The following is a 15,186-nucleotide window of genomic DNA, read 5'->3' as shown; positions in this document are numbered from 1 at the left end:
CGAGAGTAATGGCTAAGGTTTCAATGAAAAACCGTGAGCTGAAGCGCGAACAAACCGTTGCGAAGTTTGCAGCGAAGCGCGCTGAACTCAAGGCGATTATCAAGAACCCAAATACCAGCGATGATGACCGTTGGGATGCGCAGATGAAGCTCCAGCAGCTTCCTCGTGATGCTTCTCCATCGCGTCTTCGTAATCGTTGCCAGGTGACTGGTCGTCCCCATGGCGTTCTGCGCAAGTTCGAACTTTCACGGATTAAACTCCGTGAGTACGGCATGCGTGGCGACGTTCCGGGCCTGACCAAGGCAAGCTGGTAAGATAGGTATCCTGGCTTAGGTCAGGATGCCTGTTGGTAAGCGGTGCGGCGCGCCGCTGCACAACTAAAAAGATCAGGAGCCTCATACCAATGAGCATGCAAGACACGCTTGCGGATATGGTAACCCGTATTCGTAACGCACAGATGGCATCGAAAGCAGACGTTACGATGCCGTCTTCAAAAATGAAGATCTCAGTAGCCCAGGTTCTCAAAGACGAAGGCTATGTTGCAGATTTTTCCGTTACTGCCGATGTAAAGCCTGAGTTGACCATCACGCTCAAGTATTTCGGTGGTAAGCCGGTTATTGAACAGATTAAGCGGGTAAGCCGCCCAAGTCTGCGTCAGTACAAAGGCGCTGGGGAACTGCCGAAGGTATCCGGTGGTTTAGGAGTCGCGATAGTCTCTACGTCCAAGGGCGTTATGACTGACCGCGCCGCACGAGCTGCTGGCGTGGGTGGCGAAGTCATCTGCACCGTATTCTAGGAGAATCACATGTCCAGGGTTGCCAATAATCCTGTCGTGCTGCCTTCCGGTGTTGAGGTTAAGCTGAACGGCCAGGAAATTAGTGTTAAGGGCTCCAAAGGAGCTCTTGAATTTTCGATTCACCAAGCGGTTGAAGTAAAACAGGAAGAGAATCTTCTGCGTTTTGCTGCTCGCGATGGTGCCCAAAAGTCCCGCGCTCTTGCTGGTACAACCCGCGCGCTGGTCAACAATATGGTAACCGGTGTATCCGCAGGCTTTGAGCGTAAGCTCCAGCTGGTCGGTGTTGGTTATCGGGCCCAGGCGCAAGGTACGAAGCTCAATTTGACTCTGGGTTTTTCTCACCCGGTTTCCTATGAGCTGCCCGAGGGGATTACCGTTGAAACTCCGTCCAATACGGAAGTAGTTATTCGCGGTATCGACAAGCAACAGGTTGGCCACGTCGCTGCGGAAATCCGCGCGTTCCGTCCGCCCGAGCCTTATAAGGGCAAAGGTGTTCGGTATGCGGATGAGCAGGTAAGACGCAAAGAAGCCAAGAAGAAATAAGGCGGGACTATGAGCGCGAATAACGAAAGATTGCGTCGCGCACGCAAAGTGCGCATGAAGATCCGTGAACTGGGTACGACACGTTTGTGCGTTCACCGCACTCCGCGTCACATGTACGCCCAGGTTACGACAGCAGATGGCAGTCAGGTTTTAGCCACTGCCTCCACGTTGGATAAGGAATTGCGCCAGGGTGCAACCGGTAACGTGGATGCCGCCAAGAAGGTTGGTCAGCTGATTGCTGAGCGTGCCAAGGCGGCAGGTGTGGAGCAGGTAGCATTCGACCGCTCCGGTTACCGTTATCACGGACGTGTACAGGCTTTGGCCGATGCAGCCCGTGAAGCTGGCTTGCAATTCTAAGAGGTGGAGAAGATGAGCGTTAACGATCAGAAGGCGCCTGAGCTCCAGGAAAAGCTGGTTCAGGTGAATCGCGTTGCTAAAGTGGTCAAGGGCGGTCGCGTTTTTGCGTTCACCGCGCTGAGCGTTGTTGGTGACGGAAAAGGACGCGTTGGCTTTGGTCGCGGTAAGGCACGTGAAGTGCCTGTTGCGATTCAGAAGGCGATGGAAGCTGCACGTAAGAACATGGTAGATATTCCGCTTGACGGTACTACCCTGCAGTACGCAGTTCGGGCCCAGCACGGTGGCTCTAAGGTGTACATGCAGCCAGCGTCTGAAGGTACAGGAATCATTGCCGGTGGTGCAATGCGTGCTGTGTTGGAAGTTGCAGGGGTTCAGAACGTACTGTCCAAGTGTTACGGGTCTACCAACCCGGTGAACGTGGTACGTTCCACCATCAAGGGTCTTCAGGCTACACAGGCGCCTGAGGATATTGCAGCCAAGCGCGGTAAATCCGTCGAAGAAATTCTGGGTTGAAGTCATGGCGAACGCAAATACGATCAAAGTAACTCTGACCCGCAGCCCAATCGGCTGCCAGCCCAAGCACAAACTTTGTGTGAAGGGCCTGGGTCTTCGTAAAATCGGTCACACCGTTGAAGTAGAGGACACTCCTTCTATTCGCGGCATGATCAACCGGGTAGATTACCTGGTTCGGGTTGAGGAGAACTAAGATGCGTCTGAACGAGCTTAGTCCAGAACCCGGTTCACGTCCCGCCGCCAAGCGTGTTGGTCGTGGTATCGGTAGCGGCCTCGGTAAGACCGGCGGCCGCGGTCACAAGGGTCTTAAATCCCGTTCCGGTGGCAGCGTTGCCCCTGGTTTCGAGGGTGGTCAGCAGCCTTTGGCTCGTCGTCTGCCGAAGTTTGGCTTTACATCGCGCCAACAGCGCTATGTTGCCGAGATTCGATTGAACGAGTTGGCCAAGGTTGAAGGCGATGTTGTGGATCTTGCAGCGCTCAAGAAGGCTGACATCATCCGCGAAGAAATTCGCGAAGCTAAGGTTATTCTGTCCGGCGAACTTGACCGCGCAGTAACTGTAAAGGGACTTCGTGTAACCAAAGGCGCGCGCGAGGCAATTTCTGCCGCGGGTGGCAAAGTCGAAGACTAAGGCGAGTCGAGGACTAAATGGCGAAGAACGCATCATTGCCTGCGGGCGCGGGAAAAGGACTTGCTGAGCTGAAATCCAGGCTCTGGTTTGTCTTCCTGGCATTGCTGGTGTACCGGATCGGTGCCCACATCCCGGTGCCAGGAATAAACCCCGACCGTTTGGCGGCACTGTTCGAACAGAATCAGGGCACGATCCTGAGTATGTTCAACATGTTCTCAGGTGGTGCGCTCGAGCGCATGAGTATCTTCGCTCTCGGTATCATGCCGTATATCTCCGCCTCGATTATCATGCAGCTCATGACTGCGGTAAGTCCGCAGCTTGAGCAGCTGAAAAAAGAGGGTGAGGCTGGACGTCGCAAGATAAGCCAGTATACGCGGTACGGTACGGTTCTCCTGGCTCTGGTTCAGGGTTTTGGTATTTCTGTAGGTCTTGCCTCTCAAGGCGTCACCTTTAACGATAGTTTCAGCTTCCACTTTGTGGCAGTTGTGTCTTTTGTCAGTGGTGCGGTCTTCATGATGTGGCTAGGTGAGCAGATTACTGAGCGTGGTGTCGGTAACGGCATCTCCCTGCTGATTTTTGCAGGTATTGTCGCTGGGCTTCCCGGCGCAATAGGCCAGACTCTGGAGCAGGCTCGTAATGGTGAAATGAGCCTGTTGGTGGTTCTGGGTATCGGCATTCTTGCTATTGCGGTAGTGGGCTTCGTGGTCTTCATGGAGCGTGGTCAGCGGCGTTTGACCATCAACTATGCAAAACGGCAGCAAGGCCGCCGGGTATTTGCCCAGCAATCCAGTCATTTGCCTTTGAAAGTGAATATGGCCGGGGTTATCCCGCCCATCTTTGCTTCGTCCATTCTGCTGTTCCCGGCATCCCTCGGGCAGTGGTTTGGTCAGGGTGAAGGCATGGAGTGGCTCAGTGATATTTCCCAGGCATTGGCGCCAAGCCAACCGTTATACATTATTCTGTTTGCAGCAGCGGTGGTATTCTTCTGCTTCTTCTACACAGCCTTGATGTATAACCCGAAAGAAGTTGCGGATAATCTCAAGCGCTCTGGCGCATTTATACCGGGCATTCGTCCGGGCGATCAGACAGCCAAATACATTGATGGCGTTCTGACTCGTCTGACCCTGTTCGGTGCAATGTACATTGCAGCAGTTTCTCTGTTCCCTCAGTTTCTGATGGTGGCCGGGAATGTTCCGTTCTATTTGGGCGGCACCTCACTGCTGATTGTTGTAGTCGTGGTGATGGATTTCATGGCGCAGGTTCAGTCGCACCTGATGTCGCATCAGTATGAATCGCTGATGAAGAAGTCCAATCTCAAGGGCTATGGACGGAACGGGTAACACCCGTTCCCCTTGAAAACTGGAGTCGACAATGAAAGTACGCGCTTCGGTAAAGAAAATTTGCCGTAACTGCAAAGTAATTCGTCGCAATGGCTCAGTAAGAGTCATTTGCTCGGAGCCTCGCCACAAGCAGCGTCAGGGCTAATTCCTTCGGGAACTAACCTGGTTGCAAAAGAGGTTCGTAATGATGGCGCTTGACTCGATGCCGAGTCAGGCGCTATTATTTCGCGCCCCATTTTTGTGGCGGAAAATTCACACAGCAAAGCTTTGAACGCGGAGTAATTTGGATGGCACGTATAGCCGGTGTCAATATACCCGATCACAAACATGCTGTTATCTCGCTGACCTACATCTTTGGTGTTGGCAAGACAACAGCCCAGAAGCTTTGCGATGCAACCGGTGTTAAGCCGGACGTCAAGGTCAAGGACCTGTCCGACGAGCAACTTGAGACACTTCGTACTGAAGTGGGTAAGGTAATCGTTGAAGGCGATCTGCGTCGTGAAGTACAGATGAACATTAAGCGTTTGAAGGATCTCGGATGTCACCGTGGTCTGCGCCATCGTCATGGACTTCCAGTCCGTGGTCAGCGCACCAAGACCAACGCACGCACCCGTAAAGGTCCTCGCAAACCTATTCGTAAGTAACAGGTAGGCAAACATGGCAAAGCCAGGTACACGTACCCGTAAAAAGGTGAAAAAGACCGTTGTTGATGGCGTCGCGCACATACACGCGTCCTTCAACAACACGATCGTGACCATTTCTGACCGTCAGGGCAACGTCCTGTCCTGGGCCACCTCTGGTGGTTCTGGTTTTCGTGGGTCACGTAAGAGCACACCTTTTGCTGCGCAGGTAGCAGCTGAAAGAGCCGGTAACGCGGCTGCTGAATACGGCCTTAAAAACCTGGACGTAGAGGTTAAGGGTCCCGGGCCCGGACGTGAGTCTGCAGTTCGTGCATTGAATTCGTGCGGCTACAAGATCACTAACATCACAGATGTGACGCCGATTCCCCATAACGGCTGTCGTCCGCCTAAAAAGCGCCGCGTCTAACACAGGAGACAGTGAATTATGGCTCGTTATATAGGCCCGAAGTGCAAACTGTCTCGTCGTGAAGGGACAGATCTTTTTCTGAAGAGCGGTGTTCGCGCGCTGGATTCCAAGTGCAACATCGAGACTCCACCAGGTATGCACGGCGCACGTCGCAGCCGTCTGTCTGAATATGGCGTTCAGCTTCGTGAAAAGCAGAAGGTTCGTCGTATTTACGGTGTACTGGAAAAGCAATTCCGCAACTATTATAAAGAGGCGGCTCGTTTGAAGGGCGCAACGGGTGAGAACCTGCTGCAACTTCTTGAGACGCGTCTTGACAACGTTGCATACCGCATGGGTTTTGGTTCTACCCGTGCTGAATCCCGACAGCTCGTCTCTCACAAGGCGATTCTGGTTAACGACAAGGTGGTGAATATTCCTTCCTACAAAGTCAAGCCAGGCGATGTTGTGAGCGTGCGTGAAAAAGCCAGAAACCAGCTGCGTGTTAAAGGCGCTCTGGAACTGTCTGCAAGCCGTGCACCGGTGAGCTGGGTAGAGGTCGACGCCACTAAGATGTCCGGCGTTTACAAGTCAGTGCCTGAGCGTACTGAATTGCCGGCCGACATCAACGAGAACCTCATCGTCGAGCTTTACTCCAAGTAAAGCCTGATAAGCAACGATAGTAGATAGGGGCGTCTATGCAGCGTTCAGTACAAGAGTTATTGACACCTCGTACCATTGACGTGAAGGAAACCAGTGCGATGCGCGCCAAAGTTACTCTGGAGCCTCTGGAAAGAGGTTTTGGACACACTTTGGGAAGTGCACTGCGCCGCATTCTCTTGTCTTCGATGCCGGGCTGCGCTGTTACTGAAGCGCAGATCGACGGTGTCTTGCACGAGTACAGCGCGATTGAAGGTGTCCAGGAAGACGTCATTGAGATTCTTCTGAATCTCAAGGGCGTTGCGGTCAAAATGAACGGTCGGGACGACACTGAGCTAACCCTCAGCAAGAAAGGCCCGGGCGTCGTTACAGCTGGTGATATCAAGCTGGATCACGACGTTGAGATTTCCAACCCGGATCATGTGATCTGTCACCTGAGTGAAAAAGGTGAAGTGAACATGCGTCTGCGTGTTGCTCGCGGTCGCGGCTATGAGCCGGCTGACCAGCGTGGTCTCGATGAAGATGAAACCCGCGCCATCGGCCGTCTGCAGCTGGATGCAACCTTCAGTCCGGTTCGCCGTGTAGCCTACTCAGTGGAAAGTGCACGGGTAGAGCAGCGTACCGATCTGGACAAGCTGGTTATTGATTTGGAGACCAATGGAACCATCGATCCGGAAGAAGCAATTCGCCGGGCAGCGACCATTCTCCAGCAGCAACTGGCAGTATTTGTCGATTTTGATCATGAAAAAGAGCCTGAGCGTGTAGAGGAAGAGGAAGAAATTGATCCGATTCTGCTGCGTCCGGTTGATGATCTTGAGTTGACGGTACGTTCGGCTAACTGCTTGAAGGCTGAAAATATTTACTACATCGGTGATCTGATCCAGCGCACAGAAGTTGAGCTGTTGAAGACGCCTAACCTTGGTAAGAAGTCGCTCACCGAGATCAAGGACGTTTTGGCGTCCCGTGGTTTGTCTCTGGGAATGCGTCTTGATAACTGGCCACCGGCTAGCCTTCGTGGCGACGACCGGGTTCTGGGCGGTTGATTGCCGATTAGTTTAAGGTAAGGAATCAGAGCAATGCGTCATCGTAAGAGTGGTCGTAAGTTCAGCAGGACCAGTGCGCATCGCAAGGCCATGTTTCGTAACATGACTGCGTCACTGGTTGGTCATGAGCTGATTAAAACAACGCTGCCGAAAGCCAAAGAGCTTCGTCGTGTAGCCGAGCCTTTGATCACGCTCGCCAAAGTAGATTCGGTAGCGAATCGTCGTCTGGCGTTTTCTCGCCTGCGCGACGACGCGGCGGTAGCCAAGCTGTTTAACGAGCTTGGTCCCCGTTACAACGAGCGTCCGGGTGGTTACCTTCGTATTTTGAAGTGTGGCTTCCGTGCTGGCGACAATGCCCCTATGGCATTCGTTGAGCTGGTAGGTCGTCCGTTGGACATCGAAGCAGAAGAAGTGGACGAAGGCGACGAGTAATATCGTTCGTTAGTCCACAAAAAACCGGGTCCGTAAGGTTCCCGGTTTTTTTGTGTCTAAAATTTGGTGGTTGATTCGGCGGTGCCTGCTTAGGGGGCTGGCCCGGGGTGGTGGGTTCATTTTCTTTGGAAAAATAACTCGCTGCGCTCAGACATCTTTTTCCGGCAGAAAATGAACCCACCACCCCAAGCCGAACATACTTGGTGCTAGCTTCCTTTTTGTCCCAGCATTGGTTTCAGGTAGCGACCGGTATGGGACGCAGGGTTTTCTGCAACCTCCTCAGGCGTACCTTCTGCAATAATTTGACCGCCCCCTGAGCCGCCTTCCGGGCCCAGGTCGATCACCCAGTCTGCTGTTTTGATCACATCCAGGTTGTGCTCGATAACCACAATCGTGTTGCCGTGGTCTCGCAGTCTCTGCAACACATTCAGCAGTTGCTGAATGTCGTAGAAGTGCAAGCCTGTGGTTGGTTCGTCGAGTATGTACAGGGTTTTGCCTGTGTCACGCTTTGAGAGCTCTTTGGCGAGCTTTACGCGTTGCGCCTCACCGCCAGAGAGTGTGACTGCGCTTTGCCCAAGGCGGATGTAGGAGAGGCCTACGTCGATGAGTGTTTGCAGCTTTCTGGCGAGGAAGGGGACAGCATCGAAAAACTCCCGGCCTTCTTCAACGGTCATGCTCAGCACTTCGTTGATGTTTTTACCTTTGTAGCGAACTTCGAGAGTTTCCCGGTTATAGCGTTTGGCTTTGCACACGTCGCAAGGCACGTACACGTCTGGCAGGAAGTGCATTTCTACCTTGATCATACCGTCGCCCTGGCAGGCCTCGCAGCGGCCGCCTTTGACGTTGAACGAAAAGCGCCCTGGTTTGTAGCCCCGTGAGCGAGCTTCCTGGGTTCCGGCGAACAGTTCGCGGATGGGGGTGAACAGGCCGGTGTAGGTGGCCGGGTTGGAGCGAGGCGTTCGGCCGATGGGGCTTTGATCGATGTCGATCACTTTGTCCAGTTGGTCGAGGCCGGTTAGCCCTTTGTACGGTGCAGCGGTCAGGCTGGTTGCTTTGTTCAGCTTGGCGGCGGCGACCGGGTAAAGGGTGCTGTTTATCAGTGTGGATTTACCAGAGCCTGATACACCCGTTACGCAGGTCATGATACCTAGTGGCAATGTTAGTGTGACGTCTTGCAGGTTGTTGCCAGTGGCGCCAGTGAGAGTCAGGGTTTGGCCGTTTCCTTTATTACGAGTTGCCGGTATGGCTATTTCTTTGACTCCACTCAGGTATTGGCCGGTCAGGGAGTCAGGGTTCGCAAGAATGTCGGCAGGGGTGCCTTGGGCGATTATCTGGCCGCCATGCACGCCAGCGCCAGGCCCGATATCGATAACATGGTCGGCGGCCCGTATGGCGTCTTCATCGTGCTCGACAACGATAACGGTGTTGCCCAGGTCGCGAAGATGGGTGAGGGTGCTCAACAGGCGATCATTGTCTCGCTGATGAAGCCCGATGGAGGGCTCATCCAGTATGTACATGACCCCCACGAGGCCGGCGCCGATTTGGCTGGCGAGCCTGATTCGTTGAGCCTCGCCGCCAGAAAGAGTGTCTGCGCTGCGTTCCAGTGTCAGATACTCAAGCCCTACGTTCACCAAAAATTGTAGCCGCTGCCGGACTTCCTTGGTGATTTTTTCGGCGATTTCCCCTTTGCGACCGGGCAGGTCGAGTTCGTCAAAATAGGAAAATGCTTCGCCGATCGGAAGGCGTGTGAGATCGGAAATGTTGTTATCTTCAATAAAAACGTGGCGAGCGCTGCGCCGAAGCCGGGAGCCGCCACACTCCTTGCAAGGCTGGGTGCTGAGGTGCCTTGCGAGTTCTTCGCGCACACTCTGGGAATCCGTTTCCCGGTAACGGCGTTCGAGATTTGGAATAATGCCCTCGAAGGAATGGGCACGCTCCATGATCTGGCCACGGGAGTTCACGTAGCGAAACGGAATTTCGTCGGTGCCTGAGCCAAAAAGGAGCATTGTCCTGAAGTCTTCCGGGAGTTCCTCCCAGGGTGTTTCGAGGTCTATGTTGTAATGCTCAGCTATGTTGCCCAGCATCTGGAAGTAATAGACCGCTCGTCGATCCCAGCCTTTGATGGCACCGGCTGCAAGTGTGGATTCCGGGTGCTGTACAATTTTTTCGGCGTCAAAAAACTGTTTGACGCCCAGTCCGTCGCAGGTAGGGCAAGCCCCCGCCGGGTTGTTGAAGGAAAACAACTTGGGTTCGAGTTCGCTTAGCGCGTAACCGCACTGTGTGCAGGCGTATTTCGCTGAGAAGGTCTGTTCTTCTCCTTCGCTGTCTGTGTCGGCATCCATTGGTGCAACCAAGGCGATGCCATCGGCAAGCCCCAACGCCGTTTCAAAACTCTCAGCCAGTCGTTGTTCCTGGCCGGGCTTAACCTTGAAGCGGTCGACCACCACGTCAATCTGGTGTTTACGTTTTTTGTCGAGTGCCGGTACATCATCAATGTCGTAAACGATTCCATCCACGCGCAATCGGATAAACCCCTGGCTGCGCATGGTCTCAACAACCTGCAGGTGTTCACCTTTACGATCGCGGATCACCGGCGCAAGGATCATGAGCTTGCTGTCCTCGGGCATCGCCAGTACTTGGTCCACCATCTGGCTTACTGTCTGGGCTTCGAGGGCTTGCCCGTGTTCCGGGCATCGGGGTTCGCCCGCGCGGGCAAACATCAGCCGCAGGTAGTCGTAGATTTCAGTAATTGTGCCGACTGTCGAGCGAGGGTTGTGGGATGTAGACTTTTGCTCGATAGAGATGGCTGGAGAAAGTCCTTCGATGTGGTCTACATCGGGCTTCTCCATCATCGACAAAAATTGGCGAGCGTAGGTGGACAAGGATTCCACATAGCGTCGCTGCCCTTCGGCATACAGCGTGTCGAATGCCAGGGACGACTTGCCTGAGCCTGATAGCCCGGTGATGACGATCAGTTTGTCCCTCGGGATATCCAGGTCGATGTTCTTCAGGTTGTGGGTACGTGCCCCTTTGATCTGGATATGATCCATAACACCTCGCGTGGAGAAAAAACGGGAATTATACCGTGTTCCGCCGGCTGCGGCGAAAGTGTCGGTAAAGTGGTAGCTGTGCCTCGCTGGGGAACCTTCTGCTACAATGCGCCGCCTGCGAAAAATATGTTCTTTTGCATGATCACGCCAGAAACCCCGAAAGAGGAGCCTACTGCCATGAATTCGCTGGAAAAACGCTCCGTATTTGCGCTGGCGTCAGTGTATGCCGTGCGCATGCTCGGGTTGTTCATGATCATGCCCGTGTTTATGTTGCTGGGTGACGGCCTGGAGGGCGCCACTCCTGCACTGTTGGGCTTTGCCATCGGCGCTTATGGGCTGAGCCAGGCCCTGCTGCAGATTCCATTTGGCCTGCTTTCAGATCGTGTGGGCCGCAAGCGCATGATCTATATCGGACTGCTTCTGTTCGCGGCTGGCAGCATACTGGCAGGTTCCGCAGATTCAATATACGTTGTTATTGCTGGGCGGATCCTTCAGGGCGCCGGGGCTATTGCCAGTGTTCTCATGGCACTGCTCAGTGACCTTACCCGAGAAGAGCAACGAACCAAAGCCATGGCCACGGTTGGCATCTCAATTGGCCTGTCATTTTCTGTTTCTCTAGTAGTCGGCCCCTTGCTGGGTTCCGTTTGGGGGCTGTCGGGAATCTTCTATGCCACCGCTGTGTTGGCCATGGTAGCTCTGCTCATTGTGAATCGCGTGGTGCCGACACCCCATCAACACAAGATCAGTGCTGATACTCATCCCGCGAAAGCCATGCTGGGACGGGTTTTGTCTGATAAGCGCCTGCTACGACTCGATTTCGGTATTTTCGCTCTACATCTGGTGCTTACTTCGTTGTTTTTGGTGTTTCCTTCGGTATTGCAGAATCAGCTTGGGCTTGCCAGCGGCTCACATTGGTGGTTTTACTTGAGTGTGATGATCACCTCATTTTTTGCCATGGTGCCCTTTATCATTGTTGGCGAGAAAAAACGCCTGATGAAGCCAGTGCTTTGTGGTGCGATTGGGCTTCTTGCCATAGCGACTGCGGGGCTTTCCAAGGTGTCCGCAGGTCTTGTTTTCGCTTGGGTTGTGATGTTTTTCTTTTTTATGGCCTTTAATTTGCTGGAGGCCAGCCTGCCGTCGCTGATCAGCAAAGAAGCGCCGGCGGCCAGCAAGGGAACGGCTATGGGCGTGTATTCTACCTCTCAGTTTATGGGCGCCTTCATGGGCGGAGCCTTTGGTGGCTACCTGCTGCAGCAGGTTGGAGTTGAAGGGGTTGTCTGGTTTATGGTGGCCGTTTTGGGGCTATGGTTACTGGTCGCTTTGACCATGCCAGCGCCGGGTCACACCTCAGGTTTCGTGGTACAGTTGCGGGATATGGTCGGCGACCAGTACGACGTTGTTGATGGCAGTCTGCGCCGCCTACCCGGTGTGCAGGATGTGGTCATTATTGAGAATGCTGCCACGGCCTATCTTAAGGTGGACCGACAGCACTTTGATGAGACATTACTTGCGGATTTTCCATTCGTCCGGCAGGGTAATAATTCTTGAAATCCGGAGGCTCGCAAGGAGTGCGAGTGTCGCTGAAAACAGAATCAGGAGCAGAACATGGCAAGAGGCGTAAACAAAGTTATTCTTATCGGGAATCTCGGGCAGGATCCGGATACTCGTTACACCCCGAACGGCAACGCCGTGGTGAACCTGACTCTTGCGACGGATGAGAGCTACAAGGATCGCCAGACAGGTCAGATGGTCCCAAAAACCGAATGGCACCGCATTGTTATGTTTGGAAAGATTGCGGAGATTGCCGGGCAGTACCTGCGAAAAGGCTCCAAAGTCTATATTGAAGGCAAGCTGCAGACGCGCAAATGGCAGAACAAGGAAGGCCAGGATGTTTACACCACTGAGGTGGTCGTCGACATTAATGGTCAGATGCAGATGCTGGACAGCCGTAGTGGTGGCGAAGGTGGTATGAGCCAGGGGGCACCTGCCGGGCGTCCTCAGCAGCAACCAGCACCTGCTGCGCAGCCGCAGAACAATCCGCCGCAGTCGGGCGGTTATAGCCAGGGTTATAATCAGGGCCAAAATCAAGGCCAGCCAGCACAGGGAAGCAGCATGCCTGAGCCGGTGGATGATTTTGATGACGATATCCCGTTCTGACTTGGGTAAATTGAATTGGTAAAGAAAAACGGCTACTCAGGTAGCCGTTTTTAGTTTTTGTAAGCCTGGTCTTCCTCGGTGCGATCCATGCCCAGCTCATTGATTTTACGAGTCAGGGTATTTCGTCCCCAGCCAAGGAGAACCGAAGCGTCCCGACGCTTGCCGCCTGTGTATTCCAGCGCTGTCTCGATCATGATTTTTTCAAATTCCGGCATGGCGGATTCGAGAATGGCTGTTTCTCCTCGTCTCAGTTCCTGATGAGCCCAGTTCTTAAGTCCTTCCTGCCAAGTAGCGCCAGTCATGGGCTGCTCGCCCTGGTGGCGCAGTTCGGGAGGCAGGTCATTGATATGCACCTCGCGCCCACTTGCCATTACCGTTAGCCACCGGCAAACATTCTCAAGCTGTCGTACGTTACCGGGCCAAGGCAAGGTGGAGAGGTAACTTTGTGTTTCTGGCCGCAGAATTTTTGGTTCAACCTTCAGTTCATTAGCGGCCCGCTGCAAAAAATGCTGCATAAGCCGGTGGATATCTTCGCGGCGCTCGGCCAGTTTCGGTAGGTGCACGCGAATAACGTTCAGGCGATGGAAGAGGTCTTCCCGGAATTCCCCGGACTCAACGAGCTTCTCCAGATTCTGGTGGGTGGCGGCGATGATGCGCACATCTACCTTGACGGGCGTGGTGCCCCCAACTCGATAAAATTCGCCGTCAGCCAGAACTCGTAGCAGGCGGGTTTGAGTGTCGCCCGGCATGTCGCCAATTTCATCAAGAAACAGTGTGCCGCCGTTAGCCTGCTCGAATCGCCCTTGTCGTATAGCCGAAGCGCCGGTGAAGGCGCCTTTCTCATGGCCGAAGAGTTCAGATTCTATAAGGTCTCTGGGAATCGCCGCCATATTCAGGGCAATGAAGGGGAGTTGGGCCCTTGGGCTGTGGTTGTGCAGGGCTTGAGCGACCAGTTCTTTGCCTGTTCCGCTTTCACCGTTGATAAGAACAGTGATGTTGGAGTGTGAGAGCCGGCCTATAGCACGAAAAACTTCCTGCATGGCAGGGGCTTCACCGATGATTTCTGTGCTGTGTTGAAGGGCTTCTGCTTTTGGTTCTGAGCCCGCTCGCCTTTCATGGCTGTGAGCCACGGCTCGCATTGCCAGCGCAACGGCATCGTCCACGTCAAAGGGCTTTGGAAGGTACTCAAATGCACCGGACTGATAGCTGGTGACCGCGCTTTCCAGGTCAGAGTGAGCCGTCATGATGATAACGGGTATATCTGGATAAGCTTCCGTAATTCGCGACAGCAGCGTGATGCCGTCTATGCCGGGCATGCGGATGTCGCTGATAATGGCGTCGGGCTGCTGCTGCTCCAGCCGCTTCATGATAGTTTCGCCGCTCTCGAATACGGTGGGCTGCAATCCAGCCTGGACGAGGGCGCGTTCCAGCACCCAGCGGATGCTGCGATCGTCGTCGACGATCCAGACCTTGGCGGATTTCTGGTTCATGTGGTGCCCTCCAGTGGCAGGAAGATAATGAAGTCAGTCTGGCCTGGCTCACTCTCGCACTCAACCAGCCCATGGTGTTGGCCGATAATGCTTTGTGTGATGGATAGCCCGAGCCCGGTGCCGTTGGCGCGACCGCTGATCATCGGATAGAAAATATTCTGGCGCAGCTCGGGCGCAATCCCCGGCCCGTTGTCGATGATGTCTACCCGGCACGCAAGGCGGTGGCGGTTGGGGCCGATGGATACCTGTCTAAGGGCGCGCGTGCGAAACGTAATGGTGGGAGTTTTGTCATCGCCAAAGTGATTGGCAGGACTTTCAAATACCGCTTCCATCGCATTGCGGGCAATGTTGAGAAGCGCCTGAATCAACAGCTCTTTGTCCCCGGAAAGCTCGGGCAGGCTGGGGTCGTAATCTCGCTGGAATACCACTTTTCCTTTGCTTTCAGCTTCCAGCAGAGTGCGCACGCGCTCAAGGATTTCGTGGATGTTGATTGGTGCCAGTTTCAGGGCTTTGTTGGGGCCCAGCATGCGATCAACCAAGCTGCGTAAGCGGTCGGCCTCATCAATGATTACCCGGGTATATTCCCGGAGGTCTTCGCTGCCCAGTTCCCGGTCAAGAAGTTGTGCAGCGCCGCGAATCCCTCCAAGAGGGTTCTTTATCTCATGGGCCATGCCCCGTACCAGGATGCGAGTGGTTTCCTGTTGGGCGATTAGATCTTCTTCTCGACTTATACGCAGCAGGCGATCCCTGGGCTGGATTTCTACAAGTAACACTGCGGGTGTTTGCTCCAGGGGCGACACAGAGTAGTCCACCATTCGCAGTGAGCCGCTGGCCATAAGGAATTCGGTTTCCCGGCGAGTGTAAGATTGGTTGGTCGTCGCCGCTTTGCGCAGGGTTCTGAAGGCCTCATCCGAACCCAGCAGGATGTCACTGAGTGCAAGGCCCGCGCTACGAGTCAAGCTGGTTTCAAACAGATTTTCGGCGGCAGGGTTCAGGTAGCGTATTGTCAGATTGCGCTCCAGCACAATGACTGCTGTGGAGAGGTTGTCCAGCATGTTTTTGAATTGGTTTGCAGATGCTGGGAGGTGTTCCATGGGTGCGTCCTGTTGGCTAAGGCAAGATAGGTTGGGGTGGCGCTTGGCCAGTAACTCCC

At 54.2% G+C, this 15,186-nt stretch carries 19 protein-coding genes; 16 read left to right on the top strand and 3 right to left on the bottom strand.

Translation table 11 applies throughout. The features are described from left to right. Positions 1 to 8 precede the first annotated feature (8 nt). The 14 genes from rpsN to rplQ all read left to right on the top strand — a co-directional run bounded on the left by rpsN (position 9) and on the right by rplQ (position 7,336). On the top strand, positions 9 to 314 hold the full coding sequence (rpsN, locus tag Q0824_RS16620; RefSeq protein WP_041341451.1) for a 30S ribosomal protein S14: 306 nt from the start codon (positions 9 to 11) through the stop codon (positions 312 to 314). Positions 315 to 403: 89 nt separating this feature from the next. Next, positions 404 to 796 carry a 30S ribosomal protein S8 gene (gene rpsH / locus Q0824_RS16615; protein WP_200204920.1) on the top strand — a complete coding sequence of 131 codons (393 nt, stop codon included), beginning with the start codon at positions 404 to 406 and terminating at the stop codon, positions 794 to 796. A gap of 9 nt (positions 797 to 805) precedes the next feature. Next, positions 806 to 1,339, top strand: a complete 534-nt coding sequence (gene rplF, locus Q0824_RS16610; protein ID WP_200204919.1) for a 50S ribosomal protein L6 — start codon at positions 806 to 808, stop codon at positions 1,337 to 1,339. 9 nt (positions 1,340 to 1,348) lie between these two features. Further along, a complete protein-coding gene (gene rplR, locus Q0824_RS16605) occupies positions 1,349 to 1,696 on the top strand; it encodes a 50S ribosomal protein L18 (protein WP_100641175.1) in 348 nt (115 codons plus the stop codon). Between the two features lie 12 nt (positions 1,697 to 1,708). Then, the gene (gene rpsE, locus Q0824_RS16600; RefSeq protein ID WP_144780214.1) at positions 1,709 to 2,209 is read left to right on the top strand and encodes a 30S ribosomal protein S5; all 501 of its coding nucleotides are present in this window, start codon (positions 1,709 to 1,711) and stop codon (positions 2,207 to 2,209) included. A gap of 4 nt (positions 2,210 to 2,213) precedes the next feature. After that, on the top strand, positions 2,214 to 2,402 hold the full coding sequence (gene rpmD / locus Q0824_RS16595) for a 50S ribosomal protein L30 (protein ID WP_298453377.1): 189 nt from the start codon (positions 2,214 to 2,216) through the stop codon (positions 2,400 to 2,402). A 1-nt stretch (position 2,403) separates the two neighbouring features. Then, positions 2,404 to 2,838: a 50S ribosomal protein L15 gene (gene rplO / locus Q0824_RS16590; protein ID WP_298453374.1), complete on the top strand. Its 435-nt coding sequence runs from the start codon at positions 2,404 to 2,406 to the stop codon at positions 2,836 to 2,838. Positions 2,839 to 2,855: 17 nt separating this feature from the next. Then, complete coding sequence (secY, locus tag Q0824_RS16585; protein ID WP_100641179.1) at positions 2,856 to 4,178, top strand: preprotein translocase subunit SecY; 1,323 nt, start codon at positions 2,856 to 2,858, stop codon at positions 4,176 to 4,178. Positions 4,179 to 4,209: 31 nt separating this feature from the next. Beyond that, a complete protein-coding gene (rpmJ, locus tag Q0824_RS16580) occupies positions 4,210 to 4,323 on the top strand; it encodes a 50S ribosomal protein L36 (RefSeq protein ID WP_008174902.1) in 114 nt (37 codons plus the stop codon). Between the two features lie 142 nt (positions 4,324 to 4,465). After that, complete coding sequence (gene rpsM / locus Q0824_RS16575; RefSeq protein ID WP_200204915.1) at positions 4,466 to 4,822, top strand: 30S ribosomal protein S13; 357 nt, start codon at positions 4,466 to 4,468, stop codon at positions 4,820 to 4,822. A 13-nt stretch (positions 4,823 to 4,835) separates the two neighbouring features. Next, the gene (rpsK, locus tag Q0824_RS16570) at positions 4,836 to 5,225 is read left to right on the top strand and encodes a 30S ribosomal protein S11 (protein ID WP_044387623.1); all 390 of its coding nucleotides are present in this window, start codon (positions 4,836 to 4,838) and stop codon (positions 5,223 to 5,225) included. An 18-nt stretch (positions 5,226 to 5,243) separates the two neighbouring features. Next, positions 5,244 to 5,864: a 30S ribosomal protein S4 gene (gene rpsD, locus Q0824_RS16565; RefSeq protein WP_298453361.1), complete on the top strand. Its 621-nt coding sequence runs from the start codon at positions 5,244 to 5,246 to the stop codon at positions 5,862 to 5,864. Positions 5,865 to 5,899: 35 nt separating this feature from the next. Further along, positions 5,900 to 6,904, top strand: coding sequence for a DNA-directed RNA polymerase subunit alpha (gene rpoA, locus Q0824_RS16560; RefSeq protein ID WP_298453358.1), 1,005 nt, complete (start codon positions 5,900 to 5,902; stop codon positions 6,902 to 6,904). 33 nt (positions 6,905 to 6,937) lie between these two features. Beyond that, complete coding sequence (gene rplQ / locus Q0824_RS16555) at positions 6,938 to 7,336, top strand: 50S ribosomal protein L17 (protein ID WP_200204912.1); 399 nt, start codon at positions 6,938 to 6,940, stop codon at positions 7,334 to 7,336. Between the two features lie 206 nt (positions 7,337 to 7,542). Here rplQ and uvrA read toward each other — a convergent pair whose 3' ends face one another. After that, the gene (gene uvrA / locus Q0824_RS16550) at positions 7,543 to 10,386 is read right to left on the bottom strand and encodes an excinuclease ABC subunit UvrA (RefSeq protein ID WP_298453351.1); all 2,844 of its coding nucleotides are present in this window, start codon (positions 10,384 to 10,386) and stop codon (positions 7,543 to 7,545) included. A 177-nt stretch (positions 10,387 to 10,563) separates the two neighbouring features. Here uvrA and Q0824_RS16545 point away from each other — a divergent pair, with 177 nt between their 5' ends. Next, positions 10,564 to 11,934: an MFS transporter gene (locus Q0824_RS16545; RefSeq protein WP_298453349.1), complete on the top strand. Its 1,371-nt coding sequence runs from the start codon at positions 10,564 to 10,566 to the stop codon at positions 11,932 to 11,934. A gap of 57 nt (positions 11,935 to 11,991) precedes the next feature. Beyond that, positions 11,992 to 12,543, top strand: a complete 552-nt coding sequence (gene ssb, locus Q0824_RS16540; RefSeq protein WP_298453346.1) for a single-stranded DNA-binding protein — start codon at positions 11,992 to 11,994, stop codon at positions 12,541 to 12,543. Between the two features lie 50 nt (positions 12,544 to 12,593). Here ssb and glnG read toward each other — a convergent pair whose 3' ends face one another. Beyond that, positions 12,594 to 14,033 carry a nitrogen regulation protein NR(I) gene (gene glnG / locus Q0824_RS16535; protein WP_298453344.1) on the bottom strand — a complete coding sequence of 480 codons (1,440 nt, stop codon included), beginning with the start codon at positions 14,031 to 14,033 and terminating at the stop codon, positions 12,594 to 12,596. After that, on the bottom strand, positions 14,030 to 15,127 hold the full coding sequence (glnL, locus tag Q0824_RS16530; RefSeq protein ID WP_298453342.1) for a nitrogen regulation protein NR(II): 1,098 nt from the start codon (positions 15,125 to 15,127) through the stop codon (positions 14,030 to 14,032). The genes glnG and glnL overlap by 4 nt, the downstream gene beginning before the upstream one ends. Positions 15,128 to 15,186: the final 59 nt, after the last annotated feature.

Origin of the sequence: uncultured Marinobacter sp., from assembly GCF_947488835.1 — a bacterium.
Taxonomy (GTDB): Bacteria; Pseudomonadota; Gammaproteobacteria; order Pseudomonadales; family Oleiphilaceae; genus Marinobacter.
This window is presented reverse-complemented; position numbering and strand designations above follow the sequence as displayed.